This is a genomic window from Salsuginibacillus kocurii DSM 18087, from assembly GCF_000377705.1.
GTDB lineage: Bacteria > Bacillota > Bacilli > Bacillales > Marinococcaceae > Salsuginibacillus > Salsuginibacillus kocurii.
Genome location: NZ_KB898640.1, coordinates 1 through 22,410, shown reverse-complemented (window position 1 = coordinate 22,410; position 22,410 = coordinate 1). Strand labels below are relative to the sequence as shown.

Sequence of the window (22,410 nt, the reverse complement as noted above, 5' to 3'; positions counted from 1 at the left end):
ATACAGATGCCACAAACAAACATAAATATCATTGATTCTATAATGGGAAGTGGTAAAACAAGTTGGGCAATACAACACATGGAACAAACTGATAACAACGAAAGGTTCATTTATATCACACCGTTCCTACCTGAAGTTCAGCGTGTGAAAACACCTGTGACCAGTAGGAACTTCAAGGAACCACTCAGCACTGGTAATGGTAAACTTGAAAACCTAAAGAAGCTGATATTAAATGAACATGATATTGTTTCAACTCATGCACTATTTCAGAACGCTGATGAAGAAATAATTGAACTTTTGAAGGTTAGTAATTACACGTTAATTCTTGATGAAGTAATGAATGGTATTGAAGAATTTCCACTTCATAAGGATGATTTTAAATTACTGATTGATAATGAAATGGTATTTATTGATGATGAAAATGGTGTTATTCGCTGAAATGAAAACAGTAATTATCAGAATACAAAATATCTCGATACCATCTCATCCATGTTTTGATTAAGTTTTCCTTTTGATACCGAACTTCTCCATAATGAACTTATACTTTAATTTTTTCATAGACGAGGTGTCTCAGTAGTTTTCTTCATAAGTGTGGCAACCAATCTCATCATAAGTCATGTATTCTTTCGAACTCACTTTCACGGAATAGTCTTGTTCATTCATGTGATAAGAGTAATACCCCCCGTAATCCTCTGTTGGCGCATCACTCGTTTTCCAAAATATAGAGTATATTCCTTCATGACTAGGGTCTTCTTCTCCTTCAAGAATAACTGCACAAATTCTTATAAGTTCTACATGTCTAGGACTGTATTCATTTTCAAAATCCTCATCTTGCATGGCCTTTTCCACCACATTATCATGAATCCTATCACCGTCTAAGCCTAGTGGAGTTCCATAACTTCCACAAGCGGATAATAAGAGAATTACTATAAGAAGACTTGGACAAATACGTAGCATATATTGTCCTCCATTTTTAATTAGAGTTTATTCATTTTATTGCATTCTAGCATTTCCTTTTTACACAACATTTTTGACACTACCTTGAAAGTTTTAACATTGTTTATTGGATTTAATTAACTATCGCCTCGTTAGCACGATAATAATATTTATAAATAACCTTTCATCCTAATTACTTTTCCTTCTACTTCTGGACCGATTTTTTCCATCCCAATTGCCATATAAAACCTAATCGCAGCAACATTTGATGGGGAAACTCTTAGATGATATTCACTAACTTTACTTTTTTTAAAGAAATGCTTTGCATAATTGTGTAATTCTTTTCCTTTACCCAGTCCACGTGTTTTAGGTATTAAATAATACAAATTTACATAACCAATGTCATTACCTTCGTATTCACGAATGGTTAATTCTAGTTGGCCTATATATTCACCATTTTCTTCCACTAAAACAAAACCTTCCGGAAAATCTCTTTTTGTTCATCTAACCAACGTAGATAATCCTCTTCTTCACCAAACCCCGAAGTATCTCCAAAACTAACTTTAAATGAGTCTTTCCGAAATGTAACCACTGTATCTCGATGTTTCTTTATATCAATCTCCTCAAAGTTTATTTTAAACCCCCCGTGTAAAATCATTTCTTTGTACCACAAACCTTATCGCTGTATCCATCCTTAAATATACCACTACCATGCTCGGTAGAAAAAAGTATTCCTTTGGATCGTTCCGTTACTTCACTAGGCCCCTAAATAGTGCGTCTTTAACTCAACCTCTTGTACTGTCTTATCAAAATATACATTATAAGCCTTGGCATTAGGTCTTGAACTAACGATTTTACTTATTTCTTGGTCAATATAATGAAGAGCCACACCATCATCAGTGGCCACCCCTGATTTTATGTTACCTGTAGCTACAAATTCGTGATAGGAAGGTCTTCTATTGACTTCCCCATCATAATGAGGGCAATTACTCCCTCTTAAGAATCCTAAACACTTTAGTGGTTCGAGTGCATCACCATACGAATCAGTCATCCCTTCTTCAAACCAACAAATAGAACCGGCACTTACACCTGCTATTACTCTCCCTTGTTCCCAAGCTTTTTTTAAAATTATATCTAACCCCCATTCTTTCCATAAAATTAGCAGGTTTTTGGTGTTACCACCACCAACATAAATTATATCTTTCTCTATCAGAAAGTTCTCCAAATCTTTGGTTGGTGGGTTAAATAATGAAAGGTGTGAAGGTTTACAATTTTGTTTTTCAAAGAAGTTATAAAACCTTGATATGTAATTATCTGAATCTCCACTTGCCGTGGGAACGAAACAGATCTTAGGGGAGATTTTATCTGATTGATCAAGAACATATAAATCCAATAATGGGTTTTCTGGCTCCATCGAGAAGCCACCGCCTCCAAGAGCAATGAGTTGTTTCATCAGTTTACTTCCTTTCTGTATTTTATGAATTTCTTCTACCATCAATTTTAACATAATATTCCATACTTAATTATATTGAAAACAAGACGATCAAATCATTGATCGCCTTTATTCTCCTAAGGTCCTATATGTACTCCTATCCTACTAATGCTTCTTCCAAATCCTCTTTAGGCAACCCAAACTTAATGGCGCTTTCATACATATGAACCATTACTGTATTTTCTTCCATATAACTTTCTTTCCATACTTGCTCATAAAGTTGAGATTTAGTATAAACTCTATTTGGATTCATGAGGAATATTTTTAATACTCTCCACCTTTTAAATCATGAATTTATCCATTTACTGTACACTGATAAGTATGGAGATTCAGTTCTATAACCCCTTGTCTAACTATATGGTTAGTTTCAGATTTATTAGTTAAGTAAGACCTTGTGTTTGAAAATGCCTTCGCAAAGACCTAATTATATTGGATATAATGATCCCTCACCTTGACGGTTGCCGTTGTATACAGAATGACAATCTATATTGTTTGGTTTGTTATTCCTCACAGTCTATACAGTTGCTGTTGTGACATTTTTCAACCTTACTTTCCCCCTTACCTCCCATCAACAAAATTGTATCTTACTATGCCCATCTTCCTCCTTCCTGCTAACCTCGTTAAATTACTAAGAAAAACCCCGAACGTAGATGCCCGGGGTGTTCCTTTCTCTTCCTACTATTCACTTTATAATTTCCATAGTAGTAAATTAGTAACCTATAATACGCTCTCCTTCTCCTGCACTCTCACCAACTCCTCAAAATACGTCAACGCCCGCGGTTCTGGATCGAACGTGTTCTCCTCTCTCCAAATCTGCTCTAAAAACAACTCGGCGATCATTGGTTTGCGGGTTGGTTCGGCGGCGGCGTCTTCTAAGGCGGTGATGCTCAGGAAGATATCGGTCATTAAGTCTGCAACCTTTTTGGCGTGGTAGGTCTGCAGGGACGGCGGGGCTGTTTTTACGTTTTCGGTCAGTTGTTCGAGCTGGACTAACGCCTTTTCCACCGGTTTTGCCTGCTTCTGCTGCTTCTCACCCAGCTGGCTCAAGCTTTGTTTCATTTCCCTTATGAAGAGCTGGTCGGCGTTGAATTTGGTGATGAGGCGCAGGACTTCGAGCCCTAAGATGTTTTCGGTGCCTTCCCAGACGGTGAGGACCTGGGCGTCGCGTAACAGGCGCGGGGTGACGAAGTCCTCGATGTAGCCGTTGCCGCCGTGGAGTTCGATCGCTTCATGGGCGAAGTCGATTGCTTCTTCGGCGGTGCGGGCTTTTATGAGGGCGATGTAGAGGCGGTTCAAGGCTTCGTCTTCTTGAGTGACCGGGACACGCCGCATCATGACACGGTCAAACAGGTCGACGGTTTTGAACACGGCGCTCGTCTCTACTTCCTGGCGGCTGAGTAAGTGCATTAGCGTTTCGCGCACCATCGGGTAGTCGCTCAGTTTCTGGCCGAAGGCTTCGCGCTCGTGTGTGTAGGCGAGCGCTTCGTCGTAGGCGCGACGCATGATGCCGACGGAAGCGACGGCGTTGCAGACACGCGATAAGTTCAACGCTTCCATCATGTAGTAAAAGCCGCGCTCGGCTTCGCCGACAAGGTAGGCTTTAGCCCCTTCTAGTTCGACTTCAGCCGAAGGTACGGCACGGACGCCGAGCTTATCTTTTAAGCGGCGGACACTTAGGTTATTTCTATTCCCTTCCTCGTCATCCCACGGCATTAAAAATAAGCTGAGCCCTTTTGTGCCGGCCGGAGCGTCTTCCTTCCGTGCCAGGACGGCCGACACGCCGCACATGCCGGCGTTTGAGGCGAAATATTTTTCGCCGTACAAACGGTAATGGTCACCTTCTTTGACCGCTTGCACTTCGTTCGCGCCGACATCGGACCCTCCCTGGCGCTCGGTTAAAAACGTAGCGCCTTCATACAACTCGACATCACCGGTGGAGAGAATGTGCGGCAAAAAGCGGGTTTTCAATTCATCATCAGCGTACGTATCCACCAGGTAAGCGACGGCCATTGTGAGCGTGACCGGGCAGTAAAAGCCCGGTTCGGCCTGCGAAAGCAAGTACCCCTGTGCGTACGAATAATGGTACGTGCCGGGCTTACCGAGTTCGGGAATGTCTTTATGCACGTAACCGACAATGCCAGTGTTGTACATGTCGTTCACCGTTTGCCGGTAGCCTTCATTTACCCATACGTGCGAGATGTCGTTTCCGAACTTGTCGTACTTAATCAACTGGGGCTGGCCGCCGCGGTCGGTGTGAGCTGCGCGCACGTCCACTTCATGACAGTAGGAAGCGAACCTGGGCAGCTCAGCCTGCGCATAGTCGAACAGGTCCTTCTCCATGTATTTTTCCAACAGGTAGTGGAGGTTCGGGTCTTGTTCGTAGTTCATGAGACATTCTCCTCTTTGTTGCGCAGTTCTTGTTTTAAGATTTTGCCGGTCGGGTTGCGCGGCAGGTCGGCGACTTGTTCGGCTAGGTGCGGGATTTTGTAGGCGGCGATTTTGTCTTCTAAAAAGGTGCGGATGAGAGCTTGTGGCGCGTCGAGGGTCTCTTTTGCGACGACGAACGCTTTGATACTCTCACCCCATTCTGGATGCGGCACGCCGATAATGGCTGCGTCCTGGATGTCGGGATGGATTTTGAGCACGTCTTCGATTTCTTTCGGGTAGACGTTCACGCCGCCGCTGATGATCATGTCTTTTTTGCGGTCGACCACCCAGTAGTAGCCGTCTTCATCCTTGCGGGCCATGTCGCCGGTCAACAGCCAGTCGCCCTGGTAGGTCGTACGCGTTTTCTCTTCGTCTTTAAAGTAGCCGACCATGTTGCCTTCGCCTCTAAGCGCGATTTCGCCGACTTCTCCTGCCGCTGCCGGCTCGCCGTGCTCATCCAGGAGCTCAATTTCTGTATTCAGCGCGGCGCGGCACCCGATGCTGCCTGATTTTTGCCCGTGTTCATGCGGGGCAAGCAAGGTTCCGCTCGGTCCTGCTTCCGTCAAGCCGTACACGCACATGAGCCGGTCGGTGTTGAACGCGTTTTGAATCATGCCTACTTCTGCGGCCGAAAGCGGAGCACCCCCGTAAATCCACCATTTCACCGATGAAAGGTCGGTTTGCGGCAGCTTCTCGCTCTGTGCGGTCAGCAAATAAGCTACCGGCGCACCGAAAAAGTGGGTCGGGCGTGTGTTTTCGGTCACCGTAAGCAAGTCATCCGGCGTGAAGGTCGGGTGTAAGACGTGGGAGGCGCCTACGTAAAGGCCGGCGACAAAAAAGAGGTGCAGTGGCGCGGAGTGCGAGAGCGGCATCATGTGCAGCATGCGCGACTCCGGCTTCATTTCCGTTTCAACGGCCATCATCGTAGCGACGGCCATAATGTTTCGGTAGCTGAATAAAACGCCTTTCGGCTTTCCAGTGGTACCTGAGGTGTACAACAGGGTCGCTAGTTCGTCGTCGCCAAGGTCACACGGTACAGCTTCCGGGCTGGCAGAAGCGACGACTTGGTCAAACGCTTCAAACCGACTAGTCGGGTCACCTGTTTTTATATAAGTCAAGTCGGAATGTTCTTCAGGGAGGTTTCTTGCCGCTTCAAACAGCAGTTCATGCGTAATAAACGTCGTCGCTTCGCTATGTTCAATAATGTAGGAAAGCTCACTTGCAGTCAGGCGGGCGTTCACAGGTGCTGCGACTGCGCCGAGTCGATGAACTGCGAGCAGGCTGATCGCAAACTCGGGCACGTTCGGCAAAAAGAGAATCACTTTATCCCCTTGCTGCACGCCTTTGCCTTTTAAGGCATTGGCGCACTGATTGACGCGTTCATTCAGCGTCTGGTATGTCATTTCATGGCCCATGAAAAAGAGAGCTGTTTTGTCCTTGAATTTACGTGCGTTTCGTTCGAGCAAAACGGATGTGTTCATTGGGTTCCCTCCCCCGAGAATATAGTTTACTGCGCACGATTGTAACCGCTTTCAATTTTGCGCAGATCACTAGGTTTGTACCTAGTTTGTAAAAAGACTTTCTTCCCCTACTTCTTAGCTTCAATATCTTGCAGCCGTTCTTTGAAATCAGCGTGCAGTTCTTCGAGCTCTTCTTTCAACGCCTGCATTTCTTCAATTTGTGTCGTTAATTCTTGTATTTTTTGGTCACCGTAACGGATTGTTTTTTCCAGCTGTTTGCGACCGCTTCGGTCTTCATCAAATAAGGTGATCATTTCTTCAATTTCTTCAAGACTGAAATTAAAACGTTTGCCGCGTAGTATCAGCTGCAATCGGGTGCGGTCTTTTTTGGAGTATATGCGCTGGCCGCTTGCGCTGCGCTTTGGCTCAATCAACCCCCTTTCTTCGTAGTAACGAATGGTGCGCGTGCTGATATCAAACTGCTTGGCTAAGTCTGAGATGGAATACGTCATGTGTGGGACCGCCTTTTCCTTTCGTTCTGTTGTAAGTCTATTATTCTAAAAATATTCTGTGTGTAATAGTTTACGTTAACGTAAAGGTTACGTCAACTACCGATTACCGGCTGCTTTTTCTACAATCATTGTTTAAACTTTTCCCATGTAGGGGTTTGTAAAAAATTCACACCCTAAGCGAGCCACGGAAACCCCTTGCCGCAAAGTAAGAGTCTGCCCCATTGTGGTACACAAATACCGTATCGTAGCGACGATCACAAAAAAGGGCCCCGCCACGTGTTCTTATAGTAGCTGGTGTTTGCACCCAGCTCGACGTTTTTATATCGAAATTCCCCAGTTTCTGCAGCTCCCGGTATTGTGCTTCCGTTAAAAGTTCAATTCCCATCGCAGTTGCCATATCAATAGCATTATTTTCTGGTTTATATTTTTTCCTTGACTCCAGTGCTTCACGGTCGTAACAAACACTTCTGCGACCTTTAGGACTTTCTGTTGAACAATCATAAAAAATGTATTCGTCCGTCTGTTTATCATGGCCAACAACATCCGGCTCCCCACCAGTTCTTTCCATTTCATGCAACGACCACAGTTTTTCCGGAATCTCTTCAAGTTTAGCTTGTACGTTAGCCCACTCCAAATCTTTATGGCGGTTCATGTTTTCCTCAAAGCGGGCTTTCAACGTTCTAAGTAGCTCTTCACGTTGTTCGAGTGCTAGCTCCTTATTTTCCTTTGTCATATTCGTTTCCCCCTTGTTTTTACTGATATTGGCTAAGACCTAAATTACACCAATAGTAAAACAAATGATAGTCCTGTTCCGCTCTCGTCCCCCTCCTATAGTGAAGCAAACTTGATAAGGTTAAATTTACGGCATAGGCTGAGCCTTAGTTGCACTCACACCTTACGTATTGAACGTTGAGGCGTTTATTATTGAAAAGTTTAGTAGGAACATCAAACTCTAGGTGCTGAGTATGTTTTCAGGGTTTGCTTACAAGCCTAACATCTTCAGCAAACGGTCCATCATATCTGCTACTTTCCTTTTTAGCCAAAATGAACAAGACCCTATTTTCTCTAAAAGAAGAAAATTGTAAAATGTAGGGAGGTTACTAGAACATCTTGTATTAACTTACTTAATGAGAGGGGGAGACGTCCGTGATAAAAACGCTAACGCCATTTTTTATGTATTATAGTATCTTTCTTGCAGCCTGCGCAGATCATAATTCAGAACGTGAAGCGGATGAAGCCGGTAACAGCTATGTGTCATCCCCTCACGACACGGTAGAGTCCAACCCCCCGTACGATGGACCTCAATTACATATAGCACTTATTGGGAAGGAACCTGAGATTACCGAATCCGAGGAGGATGTAACCTTTCACCAGATAGGGTTTGAAGACCTGGCAACCGTTGAAAAACCAAGTGCTGAAGGCTACGATGCGGTATTTATCAAGCACGAACACTTAGAAGAAGCCGCGAGACCCGAGCATCGCAACAGCTATGAGGAACTCACGCTTCCGATTTTCTTTGTGGAATCAGAAGCTAGGTACCTTCCTTTTATTAACATGAAAAACCACATTTCTTATGAGGAACATGCAACACGTATAAATGATGAAGAAACTTTTATTTCCGGGATTTGGTACCCTGAAGATGAAAAAAGACATGGATTCGCTTTTGATTACATGATTGAGGATGGTGAACGGGAACGAGAGGAAACCGAAGGGGTATACTCACGCGTTTTCAAAGCCATTGCTACTGACTTCGAAGGTTTTTTATAGATCCGCTCCAAAGCGACAATAGTCATCTGGGCGCTGTTGCTCTTAGTCATAGGAGCGGCAGGGGGCTATTACTATTTGCATGAAGGGAATCCTGTTCTACAAACATGGCAGCTAAATTAAGTCGAAGTTCACATAAAAAGTGAAGGAACAAGTATAGAGGAATTTAAAGAAATAGACACTCGCTGGCTTACTAGCGCCGAGGGTTTAAACATTGATGTCGTGTATAAAGACGAACCGAAGCCGATCTACCTCTACCTTTATAATACGAGAAATGAAAATGTTATATTGTCCGCCATATTTGAAGGTGAACCATTTCATCGCCCAAGCGTTGAAAAAGGAAAATACGGAGAGGTTGAGCGTGAGGACAAGTTTTAAGATGCTCCAAGCCGCTCTGCTATTCATCTTCTTCCGGCACAAGTACGTTCCTAAGCTTCCGCACGTACCGCCGTACCTGGAAAAACAGTTCTCGTTTTACTTTTTGCTCGGGAATAATCTGGCCGATTGCTTTTATATCAGGATAGACCCCATAGGCATGAAAAGTGACTGGCACGGTCAGCTCGTAAAGCGTGTCGCCGTTTTTCCCGTCAATCACTTCGGCCTCCACTTCGGCGATGAGCATGTTTAAGCGGTCGTCTCCTCCCGGTCGGTAGACGTTTTCGACATGTAAAATGTATTGATGAAACATCGATGGCTCTCCTTTTTGGCGGACTTACCAGGTTTATACCCGCTTGCGGTGTACGTTGAACCGGGGAGTGGAGAGGCTGGAGAGCGGTTTTTTTAAGAATGGTCAGTAAATCAAGGAGACAGGCAAAAAAGTGATAGTTTAATAAAACAACCATCCAAAGACTGCAACCTAATCGTACAGTATTGTAGAAATGAGGGATCATATGAAAAGTTGGAAATTAGTTTTATTAAGTGTGGCTCTTACTACCTTATTTTTATTTATCGGTTATTGGCTTTACCATAACTACACATCAGTTGGCGGTGCAGGTGTCCTTGTAGAGGAAAAACTCGAAGTTGAAGACCATTATTTGATTAACGTTGCATATCAAGATGGGAGCGAAGAATACATAGAGGTTCCTGCTGCAGCATGGAATCTACTTGAGGAAGGAGCAACATACAGTATTAATTTTGAACAAAAAATATTCGATTCTTATAAACAAGCAACATATATAGAAGCTATCGATTATGGTGATTATTTTCATAAAAATTAAAAAGCTTTACAGGCATAATCACCTTTAAACTATGTTACAGAAAAGGGTCTGCCTCCGTTCATGCTGTAAAGTTAAAAAAGCTTTCTCAGCAAAATTAGCTAAGAAAGCTTTTTACTTGACCGCCGCTCACAAAACGATTTCGTCTTCGATGGCTTTTAATTCGTAGAAATAGCCTTTTTTCGCTATTAATGCGTCGTAATGTCCTGCTTCTACTACTTTCCCCGCTTCCATAACGAGAATCTGGTCCATTTCTTCCAAGCCGGTGAGGCTGTGGCTGACCAAAAGAAGGGTGCCTCCGGCTGCTTTTGTAAACAGTTCCGTCTTCAGTTGACGTGTGGTCCAGCTGTCGAGGGAGGAGAAGGGTTCATCTAAGAGCCAGAGTGGGGCTTTTTTCAAAAAGGTGCGGGCAAGCGCGAGCCGCTGTTTTTCGCCGCCGGAGAGGTTGGCGCCTTTTTCCTGCACTTCAGCGCTCAACGACATATGTTCGAGCTGCACGTTACGAAGGGCTTGCAGCATCTCTTCCGGGCTTGCCTTCTCATTTGCGATGCGGAGATTGTCGCGAATCGTGCCGTAGAAAAAATGGTTCGCTTGCAGCACCATATTCATGCTGGCCCAGCGAGCGTCTTCGGCGATGGCTGCGAGTGGAATGTCGTCGTAGTCGACTTTACCCTGCTCAGCCGGATACACACCAGCCAACACGTGCAAAAGCACCGATTTCCCTGAGCCGCTCGGACCGACGACAGCGGTTTTTGATCCGGCCGGAAGCTGCACGCTTACGTCTCGAATGGCCGGTCGTGGTTCAGCAGCAAATGTATAAGCAACTTGCTCGGCTGAAATAGCTGGCGCTTTCTTAAATGGTTCCGTTACTTTTTCTGCTGCAGGACTGCTCTCACCCGCATCATTCCCGGCTACTGAAAACAAGCGCGAAGCGGCATGCCAGCTTTCCTCTGAATAATTGGCAAAAGTGGCCATAGGGACAGCTGTTTCAAACACCATAATCGAAATCATGACGAGCATAGCAAGATAAACGCCGTGCAAGTCGCCGGTGATGACCAGATAAGCGCCGCTTAAAACGACGAGCCAAGTGACTAAGTTGGCGGCCAGCGCCTGCACACCGTCCTGAAAAATCCTGCGCTTCGTTTCCTTGGCTTGCTTTTCCATATAATCATAAGAGCGCTCCAATACTTGTGCTTCTTTTTTCTCCAGTTGCTGGTGGATCTTCAAATCACGGAAGCCGCTCAAGTATTCAGTTGTTTCGGCGCCTAATTGGCCGCGTATTTCACGCAGCCTGGCAGCTTCACGTTGTTTGCTTAAAGCAAATAAACCGGGGAGCACAAAGCCGCTTACCAATAAGCCTGCCACTAAGATCAACGCAATCCATGGCGAAAAATAGGCGCTGAATAACAGCGTGCAGATAAAGACGGCTGCCATTACGAGGGGCGGGTACAAAACACGCAAAAAGAAGTGCTGCAGTGTCTCGACATCGCCCACGACCCGGGCCAGCAATTCACCGCTGCGATGCGAGCTAGTTAAGGTCGCAGCTTTTGGCACAAGCCGTTCGTAAAAATACGTGCGGACGTTTGCCAGCATCTTAAAGGTGGCGCGATGAGAAACTAGTCGTTCGACATATCTCGTTCCCGCCCGGCTCACGCCAAATACCTCGATCAAAACGATCATCAACGTCAGCGTATATAAAGGTGGAGTGAGCGCGGCTTCAGAGATTAAATAGCCACTTGAGGCAAATAGCCCGACGGCGGCTAGTCCGGCCAAGCTTCCAAACACGATCGACAGCCAGACATCTTTTCTTTCCCGTAAAAGGATTTTGGTTACGGTTATTAAATCCTGCATGCTACGCTCCTCCTTTCTGGTGGTGGACGAGCTGCCGGTATTCGCTGCTAGTTTGTTTCAGTTCTTCGTGACTGCCGGTTGCTTCTAGTTCACCGTTTTTAAGGACGAGGATCTGATCGGCCTGATTGATGGTGTGCAATCGGTGAGCCGCGGTAATAAGGGTGGCTTCGCGGCTGAGGTTGGTGATTGCCGTCTGCAGGAGGCGCTCGGTTCTGACATCGAGCCCGACAGTTGGTTCGTCAAATAAAATAATGGCTGGGCGTTTTAAAAACACGCGGGCAAGTGCGATGCGCTGCTTTTCCCCGCCCGACAAACCGCGGCCTCCTTCACCAATCACCGTATCCAGGCCGTCTTCGAGTTCTTCTACTAACGGGAAAAGTCCGGCTTGTTCAGCTGCTTCTTCAATCTGGGCGCGACTGGCTTCAGCGGTTGCCCCGAGCGCAATGTTAGCTGCAATCGTCCCCGAAAACAGTACTGGATGCTGGGAAAGGTAGCTAATATGTTGAAACCAATCGGATTCGCTATAGTCAGAGAGCGGCTGTTCATTAACTAGCAGCTCGCCTGCTGTCGGCTCGACCAGCCCGGCTGCCAGGTCTAACAGCAAGGATTTCCCTGCCCCGCTCCGTCCGACGACCGCAACATTCGATTTGGGCGCGATTTCCGCGTTGATATGTTTCAACAGTGGCTCTTCTTCGTTTAGTGATAAACCAGCGTTTCTAAACGTTAACGCCGGGGGCATGTCTTGAGAGGAAAGCGCGCGCGCCCCCCAGCTCGGTCCCTGCTCGTTTCCAGCCAACTCTTCTTCTATTTTCTCTGCTGCGGCCAAGCTCGTCCGGCTCGTATGAAAAGCAGTGCCATAATTTTTCAAGGCATTATAAAACTCTGGCGCCAGAATAAGTACGAAAAAGGCCGTAAAAAAGCTGAGCTGGTCAAATATAGCGAGCCGAAGCCCCACTTCAATCGCCAAAATCCCCATCCCGAGCATCGATATTAACTCGAGAATTAGTGTTGATAGAAAGGCCACTTTTAAAACATCCATGGTGGCATGGCTAAAGTTTAAACTGCTGCTGCGTATGAGTGCTGTCTGTTCGTGGGCGCGCCCGTACACTTTTAACGTTAAAAGCCCTTGCAACGTATCAAGAAAGCGGCCGGAAAACGCAGAAAGTTCTTTTAGTTTTTCATCGGATTTCTTTTTTGTTTTCGTACCGACCACCGCCATCGCAATCGGGATAAACGGCGCTGTGATTAATAAAATTAAACCTGAATATAGGTTTTGACTGAAGACTGCTAGTAAAAGCAATACCGGTATAATACCCGCTTGCAGCAGTTTCGGGATATAATCATGAAAATATGGGTCTAGTTCATCGCCAGCATCTAGCAACAGGCTGGCTTTTTCCCCGGTCTGGCCCTTATCAGCCTGGAGGCGGGATTGCTTGGCGAAATGGCTGAGCAGTTGTTTATGGTACGTTTTTTTTACGTGCTGAGCCATGCTTGTCCCTAAACGGCCGCTCCCTACATTCAGCAAAACACGCAGAAAAAAAGCAGCAGCCAGGCCGGCAAATAAGGGAGTGAGCTCTTCAAATGAAGCTGCTTGCAGAAACGCTTCATCTACAATTTTTACTAAAAAATAAGCTTGGAGGATCAGCGCAGTTCCAAGCAAAATGGTAAACAAGATCAGAAAAAACATCCGCCGTTTCTGAGCGAATGCCTGTGGTCGCAAAGGGTCCATCTTTATTCGAACTCCTTTATAAAGAAAACGTGGCAAAGCCAAGCCTACGGCACAGACTGAGCCTTCGTTGCACGTATATCGTTTCCTTCAACTATTTATATATTCTTACGGTGTAAAAAAGATCGGGCTAGCCCCTACGTTCGTTCTCGGCACAAGCAGCTGGAATATGTTCGCTTTTAGCAGCGGGAAGGGTGTCTATCTTGGCTACCCTTCTGGCTGAGTTTCTATACCGCAGATGCTGGTTCATTTTCTTTAGGTGAAAACTTATTCACCGCATCCGGCTTCACTCTGGGCTTTTCCCGCGTGTTCCGGCTGCCGGCTGCCTTTTATACCTTACAACGAACCTAAGGGGGCTCCCCCATAGTATAACGCACTCCGTGGCTATTTGACGAATGATCAACGATGTGCGCAGCGTTGGATTGCTCCGATTCTTATGATTTTGATGTTACTACGAGCAGAACACACCCACATGTGTTTCGATTGCTCTTACTGACTTACAGCCCGGCCGATGCTAGCAGGAGCCAATGCTTCACTGGCACTGGCTGCCGGCCGGACTTCATCGATGAAAAAGAGGCCGTCATACTGCTCAGCTGGTACAAAATGTAAAGGTTCGCTGCCTCGTTCATGCGCAGTTAAAACCTCATGATAAATGGTATCTTCTAATTCACTTAAATCCAAAAAACTGTGCGAATAGCCGTTTTCACCCAACCTGCTTTCCAGGCTGCCGGACAATGGTTCTTCCACGCCTGCAATACCGCCTTGTGGAAGGGCATTGTATTCGCCGGCTTGTGTATATGTGCCAATGACATAGCTCTCCGCTTGGATGGCGTCATCAAGCTGAAGCCAAATGTTTGAAAACCAATCCGGGTCACCGCTTTCCTCAACCGCTGAGTTGGACCGTTTACGGAACATGCGGTTATCGCCCCAAACGATTACCTTTTCATCTTCATACACTTCTTCTACAAGCCATTCAATGTTAGCAGCCATCACTTCGTCCCAAGCGTCTGAATAGCGACTATTTTCTTTTGTTTCGTGTTCTGATTGCAACGTGTCTACTAACGCCAGGCGGCCGTCAAGCAACCGGTCTAAAGAGGCAAGCTCTTCACCGTCGTCTTCCTCTCTTGCTTCAGCGACGGCTGCTGCTGCATCTTTATAAATACGTTTTAGGTCATCTCCTTCTTCTACTGCTGTTTCGTGGGTAATGGTACGGGACTCAGCGGTGGTAGCTTCACGCCAGCTCGTCTGCCAGGCACGCAGCGTATCATCGGCTTCTTCCAGTTCAATCTCAAGTTCATTCTTATCAATAAGCTGCTGTACGCTCTCAGGTTCCCGCTCACTCATTAATGGAGTGAAACCTCCTGCCTGCAGTTCATTTCCTTCTTCCTCCATATACTCCAGCAGCGTTACCATCTCTTCTCCAGGCCAAAAATTAATGGTTGGATCAGCTGCAAACAGGTGAGGATGCTCCCCTTGCAACTGCTGCGTTTGTAAATCGCCATATGAATAAGGGAACAACACAACATCAAAGCCATGTTCTTCATGCAAATGGCGAATGACCCGCGAAAACAACGCTGTATATTCACGTGTCCCTTCCATTTGCTCTCCTAGAAATACGACAGATTTGTCAGAAACGAGGTCATCTAGAAACGAAAATTCACGCTGGTCTGAACCAAAAAAGAGCGAATCAATGACTTCAACCTGCTCATCCGCATTGTAACTTGAGACCGGTACGCTTTCTTCATTTTCTTCTTCGGCATGATCTACTGCTTCTAACACTTCAGATTCGGGCGCTTCAGAGTCCGGCTCTTCCGCCTCATCCTCTCCTATGCATGCACTTAATACCATTAACATGACAACGAGTAGATATAAAAACAAGGGTTTATTCATTTTTCCAGCCTTCTTTCTATGAAAATTCATCTACCTGGTCATAGTCTTGCCAATTGCATTTAGTTCTAACAGGGAGATTTTATCCTTCTCTCTCTTCTTTTACCCAATCATCTACCAGTTCATGAATCTCAGTAACAGGAATGGAGAAGCCGATACTGCTTCCTTCCACTGCGGCGGAATTCACACCGATTACTTTTCCAGTAAGCTCAGAAACTAACGGGCCTCCGGAGTTTCCGAGATCAACGGGAGCCGAGATTTGATACGTGTTTTCATACGTGTACGGCGGGATGTCAAGGTCACGCTCAACGCCGCTGATGATGCCGTCGGTTACAGAATTTTGCAGGCCTAATGGATTGCCGAGGGCGAGCACTTCTTCGCCGACGCTCGCTTGTTCGTCAGTTTGTAAGGGGAGAGGTGTTTGACCGGCCAGTTCATCAACACGAATGAGAGCGATATCGATGTCGTCGCTTTCACCGATCACTTCGCCGCTGTAAGTTGTTTCATCATCCAGGGTAACCTGAACTTCTTCGGCCCCGTTTATGACATGGGCGTTCGTGATAATATCGCCTTGCTCATTATAAAGAAAGCCACTGCCGCCGCCATAACGTGTTTCAATCATCATTACTTTCTCTTCGAATTCTTCGATTAATTGCTGGCGTTCCTCTGCTTCTTCTTCTTCCGTTTGCAGATTGGTGGTGGTTACAGGTTCTTCTTCGGCGGCTGGAGCTGGTTGCCCTGCTTCTTCACTTGGAGCATTCACGTAAAAATAACCAGTAATGCCAAGCAGCAAAAGAAACAGGACCGCCATCGCACCGGTTAGGAGCTGATAAAAAGATGTACTCAGTTTATGGCTGGGCGGAAGAGAGCGCCGATGCCGACCGACAGAGGCTTCAGGAGAAAGTGCCTGCCCACATGCTGAACAAAATTTGTCTTCACGCTGATGGTTCGTACCGCACTGCCTGCAAAACATCGGAACTCCCTCCTTTTTTAAATGAGCAGCGTGTTGGTGTTATTGGTCTATAGCCTTTTTACAAACGGGCAAAACGCGACAAACAATAAATTGGTAAGAAAGGCGGGATTCAAATGAATGCAGGTCCTAGAGGTAAAGGAAGGCAACGGTGCGTTTTTCGAAGGTGATTAGGTTGAATTATACGTCATAAAAAGCGGGGTTTTGTTAACATAATATATTTACTGTAACCTTTTTCGTATTTCCACTTTATAGTAAACTATCACTATCTATCATTACAAAAAAAGGAGCGTCCTCCATGACTAGAGCCACCATTCAATCTCTACGCGTCGGCAAACCACAAACTATCGGCAAAAATGTCTGGACCGCCATTATCAAAGAGCCAGTACATACCGGCAGCTGCTTTTTACATGAGACCCACTTATCCGGTGACGAACAAGCTGATACGATCAATCACGGCGGTCACGACAAAGCTGTCTGTGCCTACCCGTATGAACATTATGCCTACTGGAACGACCGACTTGAAACATCGCTGCCGCTTGGCGGATTCGGCGAGAACATAACCACCCAACATCTCTTGGAAAAAGACGTGCGGATTGGAGACACCTTCCGTTGGGGTAAAGCGATTGTCCAGGTGAGTCAGCCGCGCAAGCCTTGTTACAAGCTGGCTGAGCGGCACGGCATCAAGAAACTGCCCCTCTACGTAGAAGAGACCGGCTACTCTGGGTATTATTTTCGCGTTCTTGCCGCTGGCGAAGTTCAAGCGAGTGACGCGCTTGAACTGATCGAACGAAGAAGTGACGTCTCGGTGGCAGATGTGAATGAAGTGACGTTTTATGATGCAGCGAATAAAGAACGCGTTGTAGCATTATTAGCCCTACCCGAGCTTGCGGGCGCCTGGAAAGACGTGGTGCGGAAAAAGTATGAACGAGTGCGAAGCAGCGCAGAAGAGTCGACGTAAGAAAGGTATAAAGAGAATGGAGGATTTTTTGTGTACCGTTCACGGCAGTCCCTTAGCGATATCATTATCCAGCTTATTTCTGGTATGATCATTATTTTTACAGCCGTATTTCAACCCGAGGTTCTGTTTATCATCTGGGTTGGGGCCGTGCAGATTATTTATACCCTCTTTTTCTCCTCCAAGGTTGAGATTAAAGAAGATACCATCGAGCGCAGCTTTTGTTTTTTAAACAAAACGATCTATACATCTACCTACAATGCGAAAAACATCTATGAAGCCTGTGGAATAGGGACAAAACCGTCCAAATTCGCGATCAAGTTTTATGTGAAGTATGGATTTGACATTAACATGAGAAACTATGAGCCGCGAACATCTGATGAAGAAGCCATCGCTTTTGCGCAACGAAATGAGATTCCACTCAAGTTCGAATGGGCGTATAAAAAAGCCTTGCTTGAGAAAATAGAACATGAGGAAGCGGAGCTGAGTTTCGATGAAAGTCGAGAAGGCTGAACGCGAGCGACTGCGCTCGCGTTTTATTTTAAAACTGATCCTGCAAGGAGTTGACGCTATGATTCATAAAGTTTGTACGCCCCCGCTTGACCTCCTCCCCCTACAGGCCCCCGTTTTGCGCCTCTTACCAGAACACCCCCACTATCAGTCGATCACGCAGGAATGGAAACGGCGCGAAGCCGGCCACCGCGGCGAACTCCAACTGACGGAAGACTTAAGTGTGCTTGAGCCCGGGCGCTAGCAGCTGTACGACTTGCAGCTCTCAGGCAAGCCGTACAATTATCAAATGGACGCTCTTTTACTCACCCCAACCTTTACGTTCCATATTGAAGTCAAAAACTATACTGGAACGCTTTGGTTCGATGATCCGTTTGACCAAATGATTCGCACGAACGAGGAGACTGAAGAAGGCTTTAGAAATCCAATCCACCAAGTCGTGCGCCACCGCGAAAAGTTACTTCCACTGATCCCCGGCCCACTCGCATCCTGTATCGTTATCAACCGCTCCTCCACCATTTTAAAGTCCCTTAATGCGAAAAAACGAAATACTGACATCCCCATCATCCATCGCCATAATCTTCTCCATCATTTCAAGGCACTCGAAGAGCAGTTTTCGAGCGCCCCAGTCTTTCGGAAAAAGAACGAAAGGAGACGGTACGTCAGCTCCTTGAATTAGACCAGCCGCCTGTTCTGAAAACACTAGAGACACGCGGCCTTGAGCCAAGTGACATCCAAACCGGCGTCATTTGTCCGGCGAAAGGCAGTTCGACTGTCATTATGCATCGTGCACGCAAACGCTGGGAATGCCCGCGCTGCAGCTTCCGCTAGCAACACGCCCATCTCAAAGCCCTCGCCGATTACCGCTATATTTTTGGCCGGGAGATAACCAGCAGAGACATGCGTAAATTTTTGGGACTCTCTGCAACCGCTACTGCTACCCGTTGGTTAAAAGAGATAGCAGCTGAAAGGAGTGGCCAATTTAAGGGTTGCACCTATTTACTTCCTGAAGATGGGTCTGATTTCCTCCATTTACTGGATGAAGAAGTGAGAAAGCTTTCTTCTAATTGAGAATGATTAGTATTTTCCAGAGAATGATCAGTATTTCTTCACGAATGATTAGTAAACCCTCTCTTTCATCAAAAAACCTCCCCGCGGGTAAACGAGGAGGTTCACTCTTCTATCTTATTTATGCTCTCCACTTTCGTTTGGCTCAGGCTCTCCTTCGCGTTCGAATTCGTGCGGCTTGCGGCGGCCAAACCAAAGGAAGACGCCGAACACGGCGGCTCCTAAGACGAGGTGCGGAGCGATCATGATTAAAAAGTAATTCAACGCTTCTAAATCCACGTGCAATCAGCCTCCTTTTACTATACCTGTTGCGTGTGCTTCTTGTCTTATTTTTTATTCCCGCGGATATATTCGGTATCAAACAGGAAGAGACGCATGAGCAAGTAGAGCGACGGGATCAACAATAAGAAACCGAGAATAAACGAAACGATCAAGGTGATGCCCATCGTTGTATTAACAAACCCATCGTAAATGGTCAAATAATCATAGAGGAGCCACGGCAGGTGTGACGCCCCGTAGCCGAACCAGGCTGCAAAGAATTGCAGCATGACCAGGATGAAGGCTGTTCCCAGATTTCTTTTTAAAACAGTAAGCACGACCACACCTACGAAAAACACAAATGATAAGCCAAACATCCACCAGATATCAAGCATATCCGCAAAGTGGGCGGGGTTATGCTCGCTGAGGGCAAAGAAGATAAAGACGCTGGCTAATATCTGCGGACCCGACCAGAACAAGGTGTATTTGCGAAAAAGTTCGAAGGACGCTTCATCGTTAGCTTTGCGCGCATAATACTGTAAAAACGAGGATGAAATGAACAGGACGCTGACAACGGCCAAAATGACAACGCTCCAAGAATACGGACTTGTTAAAAGTGCCATTAAATCAAGCGTGACCGCGTTTTCGCTAATATCCAAAAATCCACCTTCTGAAATCGTCAGTACGGTCGTAAACGATGCGGGAATCAACAGGCCGGTAATCCCGTACAAAAAGGAGTACACTTTGCTGTCGCTGGCGCCGTACGTGTTAAACGCATAATACGACCCGCGTATCGCAATCAACACAATAGAAATGCTGCCCGGCACTAACAGCGCGGTGCCGTAATAATATGCGGTATCCGGAAAGAATCCGATAATACCTACAAAAAAGAAGACCAGAAACACATTCGTCGTTTCCCATACCGGCGATAAATAACGCTGGATCAAAGAATTGACCGGGTGTTTTTTCTTCGACACTTTATTATAAAAATGGAAGAATCCGGCTCCAAAATCAATGGAGCCGACGATCATATATCCATAGAGAAAGAGCCATAAAATCGCAATTCCCCACACTTCCATCGTCATGGCCTATTCCCCCTTATCCATTCCGCGACGCTCCAGCTCGTGCGCCACCGGATTGTTGCGGAACATTTTGCGAAGGACGAGGGAAGCAGATACCCCGAGCACCGTATACAAACCGATAAACATATACAGCATGGAATCAACATGGTCTGCTGTGGTCGCCCCTTCAGGTGTCCGCATGATGCCGTAGAGAATCCACGGCTGCCGCCCGATTTCAGCGAACATCCAGCCAAACTCAATCGCAAGCAGTGAAAGCGGACCGCCGGCGACAATGCCCCACAGAAGCCAACGGTTGTACTGCCAGGCTGGTTTAAACTTGCGAAATGCTACATATAAGAAAGAAATGAACATGAGATACATACCAATCGCAATCATCCCGTCAAAGAAATAATGGACAATTAGCGGTGGTGTGTCTTCCGGAGCAAACTGGTCAAGCCCCGTCACTTCTGCCCCTGGATATCCATATGACAAAATACTGAGCGCATATGGAATTTCAAGCGCATATTCCACTTCTCCTTCTTCATTTAACACCCCGCCCAATACTAACGGGGCCTCCGTCTCTGTTTCAAAATGCCATTCTCCAGCTGCTAATTTTTCCGGCTGGTACTCAGCAAGGTACTTACCAGAGAAGTCACCGATCAAAGCCGTGGCGATCGCAAATATAAAAGCAGAGACCATGGTTAAATGCAATGCCTTCTTGTGATACACATTGCGGTCGCCTTTTAAGAGTTTATATGCTGCGATCATAGCCAGCACAAAAGCGGCAGTGAGATAACAGGTAATAATCACGTGCGCGGTTTTCGTCGGTGTCGCCGGGTTAAACATCGCTTCGAGCGGCCTGATATTCTGGATCACACCGTCTACCAGTTCAAACCCTTGCGGCGCATTCATAAAGGCATTTAAGCTCGTAATAAAAAATGCCGAGAAAGAAGCGCCAATGATCACCGGAATAATAAGCAGGAAATGTTTAAGCTTCGACTTAAACCGATCCCATGTATAGAGATAAATGCCGAGAAAAATCGCTTCAAAGAAAAACGCAAAGACTTCAAGAAATAAGGGCAAGGCGATCGTCTGCCCTGCGACCTGCATAAAGTTGGGCCACAACAGACTGAGCTGCAAACCTATCGCGGTACCGGTTACGACGCCGACCGCCACCGTTACTACAAAGCCGCGTGCCCATCTGCGTGCTAACAACGTGTAATGCGGATCGTTCTTACGCATACCCGTCCACTCCGCCAGAGCAATCATTAATGGAACTCCAACGCCGAGCGTGGCAAAAATGATATGGAAGCCTAGCGTCACACCAGTAAGGATGCGGCTGTATGTAGCCGGATCATACTCCATAAACATATTACATTCTCCTTTATCAAAATCGGTGTTCGAACCGTCTTCCTTTTCCAACATGTGAGCCGTTATGTTTACGTCTGGCTGGCAGCCAATCTGGTGACTATTACCCTTCTATCCGCCTTGGTATTCCAAGAGTTTCAGAGACTCAGGAAAAGACGCCACCTATGCAACAGATAAAACATAACAGCAAATAAGAAACGAAACAGTATACAAAACGTAGCCCTCGAGACAGTTTCCAAGATTGATAACGTTTGGCCCGGCACACTTCGAGGAGTGAATAAGCAAGTTCCCGTTCTTCCTTTTCTCGGTACATGTTTCAATCCGCCCCGAGCCGGCTGTTCATAAATTAAAATATCTGGAGGCCCTACGCCGGGCCGCTGCTTCACCTATTGTACATGATTTTTTAATAGCGACAAACACACCTTTCTTGCGCAAACCCTGCTATGACAGGATATACCATGTTCGTGAATCCCTTCACAATGCCTGTTTCGGGTGTTGTCTCTCTTCGTTTTTGTCGAATTTTAAGGAAAAATGAAATTTATGTGAACCACTTCACATAACAGTCAAAATTAGTACATGTCCTATCGTGACCACAGTTTGCTTGATTGCATGCTTGTACAGTTAAAAGTAGAAAAAGTGTTGTCAAGCAGTGAGCCGCTCTGGACGACCGATGGACCGGTTACACTTATTTGGACAGATATTATAAGTTGCTCTAAGATTAAAGTAAGGTAATAAAGGAGTGGATATCATGTCCAGACAAAAAAGACAGCACTTCTCTCAATCTTTTAAAGAACAAATCGTTCAATTGAGAGCTTCGGGAAAACCCCGTCAAGAGATTTTGAAGGAATACGGAATGTCGCCTTCTGTATTAGATAAGTGGGTACGTCAATCCAAACAAGGTGAGTCTTTTAGTGAGCGGGAAAACCGTACGACCGAACAAGAAGAACT

Annotated in this window: 24 protein-coding genes and 1 pseudogene; 9 read left to right on the top strand and 16 right to left on the bottom strand. The window is 46.1% G+C overall.

The features are described 5' to 3' along the window. Positions 1 to 6 precede the first annotated feature (6 nt). Positions 7 to 438 carry a DEAD/DEAH box helicase family protein gene (locus D469_RS0118905; protein WP_040607070.1) on the top strand — a complete coding sequence of 144 codons (432 nt, stop codon included), beginning with the start codon at positions 7 to 9 and terminating at the stop codon, positions 436 to 438. Positions 439 to 570: 132 nt separating this feature from the next. Here D469_RS0118905 and D469_RS0118900 read toward each other — a convergent pair whose 3' ends face one another. The 8 genes from D469_RS0118900 to D469_RS0118865 form a co-directional block, all read right to left on the bottom strand. Beyond that, positions 571 to 957, bottom strand: a complete 387-nt coding sequence (locus D469_RS0118900) for a PH domain-containing protein (protein ID WP_018924949.1) — start codon at positions 955 to 957, stop codon at positions 571 to 573. 149 nt (positions 958 to 1,106) lie between these two features. Continuing rightward, positions 1,107 to 1,403, bottom strand: coding sequence for a GNAT family N-acetyltransferase (locus D469_RS22730; RefSeq protein WP_338053742.1), 297 nt, complete (start codon positions 1,401 to 1,403; stop codon positions 1,107 to 1,109). A gap of 290 nt (positions 1,404 to 1,693) precedes the next feature. Beyond that, positions 1,694 to 2,389: a Type 1 glutamine amidotransferase-like domain-containing protein gene (locus D469_RS0118890; RefSeq protein ID WP_018924948.1), complete on the bottom strand. Its 696-nt coding sequence runs from the start codon at positions 2,387 to 2,389 to the stop codon at positions 1,694 to 1,696. A 136-nt stretch (positions 2,390 to 2,525) separates the two neighbouring features. Further along, positions 2,526 to 2,681, bottom strand: a complete 156-nt coding sequence (locus tag D469_RS21855) for a winged helix-turn-helix domain-containing protein (protein WP_018924947.1) — start codon at positions 2,679 to 2,681, stop codon at positions 2,526 to 2,528. Positions 2,682 to 3,145: 464 nt separating this feature from the next. Then, positions 3,146 to 4,816 (bottom strand): acyl-CoA dehydrogenase family protein, encoded by a 1,671-nt coding sequence (locus D469_RS0118880; RefSeq protein ID WP_018924946.1) that lies wholly within the window; start codon positions 4,814 to 4,816, stop codon positions 3,146 to 3,148. Next, entirely contained in the window at positions 4,813 to 6,336 is a 1,524-nt protein-coding gene (locus D469_RS0118875) for a class I adenylate-forming enzyme family protein (protein WP_018924945.1), read from the bottom strand. Before D469_RS0118875 ends, D469_RS0118880 begins: the two co-directional genes overlap by 4 nt. A 107-nt stretch (positions 6,337 to 6,443) precedes the next feature. After that, positions 6,444 to 6,827: a MerR family transcriptional regulator gene (locus D469_RS0118870; protein WP_018924944.1), complete on the bottom strand. Its 384-nt coding sequence runs from the start codon at positions 6,825 to 6,827 to the stop codon at positions 6,444 to 6,446. A gap of 166 nt (positions 6,828 to 6,993) precedes the next feature. Further along, a complete protein-coding gene (locus D469_RS0118865; RefSeq protein WP_018924943.1) occupies positions 6,994 to 7,560 on the bottom strand; it encodes a DUF4256 domain-containing protein in 567 nt (188 codons plus the stop codon). Positions 7,561 to 7,973: 413 nt separating this feature from the next. On the opposite strand from D469_RS0118865, the gene D469_RS21360 reads away from it, so the two are divergent. After that, on the top strand, positions 7,974 to 8,594 hold the full coding sequence (locus D469_RS21360; protein ID WP_018924942.1) for a hypothetical protein: 621 nt from the start codon (positions 7,974 to 7,976) through the stop codon (positions 8,592 to 8,594). Positions 8,595 to 8,988: 394 nt separating this feature from the next. On the opposite strand, the gene D469_RS0118855 is transcribed toward D469_RS21360, so the two are convergent. Next, complete coding sequence (locus D469_RS0118855; RefSeq protein WP_018924941.1) at positions 8,989 to 9,279, bottom strand: hypothetical protein; 291 nt, start codon at positions 9,277 to 9,279, stop codon at positions 8,989 to 8,991. Positions 9,280 to 9,481: 202 nt separating this feature from the next. On the opposite strand from D469_RS0118855, the gene D469_RS0118850 reads away from it, so the two are divergent. Then, entirely contained in the window at positions 9,482 to 9,808 is a 327-nt protein-coding gene (locus D469_RS0118850) for a hypothetical protein (protein ID WP_018924940.1), read from the top strand. 126 nt (positions 9,809 to 9,934) lie between these two features. Here the strand turns inward: D469_RS0118850 and cydC are convergent, their stop codons facing one another. The 4 genes from cydC to D469_RS20810 form a co-directional block, all read right to left on the bottom strand. Continuing rightward, positions 9,935 to 11,656 (bottom strand): thiol reductant ABC exporter subunit CydC, encoded by a 1,722-nt coding sequence (cydC, locus tag D469_RS0118845; RefSeq protein WP_018924939.1) that lies wholly within the window; start codon positions 11,654 to 11,656, stop codon positions 9,935 to 9,937. A gap of 1 nt (position 11,657) precedes the next feature. Then, a complete protein-coding gene (gene cydD, locus D469_RS0118840; RefSeq protein ID WP_018924938.1) occupies positions 11,658 to 13,385 on the bottom strand; it encodes a thiol reductant ABC exporter subunit CydD in 1,728 nt (575 codons plus the stop codon). Positions 13,386 to 13,871: 486 nt separating this feature from the next. Continuing rightward, positions 13,872 to 15,272 carry an erythromycin esterase family protein gene (locus tag D469_RS0118835; RefSeq protein ID WP_018924937.1) on the bottom strand — a complete coding sequence of 467 codons (1,401 nt, stop codon included), beginning with the start codon at positions 15,270 to 15,272 and terminating at the stop codon, positions 13,872 to 13,874. A gap of 79 nt (positions 15,273 to 15,351) precedes the next feature. Next, complete coding sequence (locus D469_RS20810) at positions 15,352 to 16,242, bottom strand: trypsin-like peptidase domain-containing protein (protein WP_018924936.1); 891 nt, start codon at positions 16,240 to 16,242, stop codon at positions 15,352 to 15,354. Positions 16,243 to 16,537: 295 nt separating this feature from the next. Here D469_RS20810 and D469_RS0118825 point away from each other — a divergent pair, with 295 nt between their 5' ends. The 5 genes from D469_RS0118825 to D469_RS22225 all read left to right on the top strand — a co-directional run bounded on the left by D469_RS0118825 (position 16,538) and on the right by D469_RS22225 (position 18,778). Continuing rightward, the gene (locus D469_RS0118825) at positions 16,538 to 17,200 is read left to right on the top strand and encodes an MOSC domain-containing protein (protein ID WP_018924935.1); all 663 of its coding nucleotides are present in this window, start codon (positions 16,538 to 16,540) and stop codon (positions 17,198 to 17,200) included. Between the two features lie 30 nt (positions 17,201 to 17,230). After that, entirely contained in the window at positions 17,231 to 17,710 is a 480-nt protein-coding gene (locus D469_RS0118820) for a hypothetical protein (RefSeq protein WP_018924934.1), read from the top strand. Beyond that, entirely contained in the window at positions 17,691 to 17,951 is a 261-nt protein-coding gene (locus tag D469_RS0118815) for a hypothetical protein (RefSeq protein ID WP_018924933.1), read from the top strand. Before D469_RS0118820 ends, D469_RS0118815 begins: the two co-directional genes overlap by 20 nt. A gap of 12 nt (positions 17,952 to 17,963) precedes the next feature. Further along, positions 17,964 to 18,386 (top strand): nuclease-related domain-containing protein, encoded by a 423-nt coding sequence (locus D469_RS21850; protein WP_083910872.1) that lies wholly within the window; start codon positions 17,964 to 17,966, stop codon positions 18,384 to 18,386. 221 nt (positions 18,387 to 18,607) lie between these two features. Further along, the gene (locus tag D469_RS22225; RefSeq protein ID WP_018924931.1) at positions 18,608 to 18,778 is read left to right on the top strand and encodes a hypothetical protein; all 171 of its coding nucleotides are present in this window, start codon (positions 18,608 to 18,610) and stop codon (positions 18,776 to 18,778) included. A gap of 177 nt (positions 18,779 to 18,955) precedes the next feature. On the opposite strand, the pseudogene cydS reads toward D469_RS22225, so the two are convergent. The 3 genes and pseudogenes from cydS to D469_RS0118790 form a co-directional block, all read right to left on the bottom strand. Next, positions 18,956 to 19,039 (bottom strand): annotated as a pseudogene (cydS, locus tag D469_RS22815) (cytochrome bd oxidase small subunit CydS family protein); the annotation flags it as partial. 62 nt (positions 19,040 to 19,101) lie between these two features. After that, positions 19,102 to 20,118: a cytochrome d ubiquinol oxidase subunit II gene (locus tag D469_RS0118795; RefSeq protein WP_018924929.1), complete on the bottom strand. Its 1,017-nt coding sequence runs from the start codon at positions 20,116 to 20,118 to the stop codon at positions 19,102 to 19,104. Between the two features lie 3 nt (positions 20,119 to 20,121). Beyond that, on the bottom strand, positions 20,122 to 21,465 hold the full coding sequence (locus tag D469_RS0118790) for a cytochrome ubiquinol oxidase subunit I (RefSeq protein WP_018924928.1): 1,344 nt from the start codon (positions 21,463 to 21,465) through the stop codon (positions 20,122 to 20,124). A 745-nt stretch (positions 21,466 to 22,210) separates the two neighbouring features. On the opposite strand from D469_RS0118790, the gene D469_RS0118785 reads away from it, so the two are divergent. After that, positions 22,211 to 22,410: transposase (locus tag D469_RS0118785; protein ID WP_018924927.1), on the top strand; the 200-nt coding region annotated here is incomplete at its 3' end.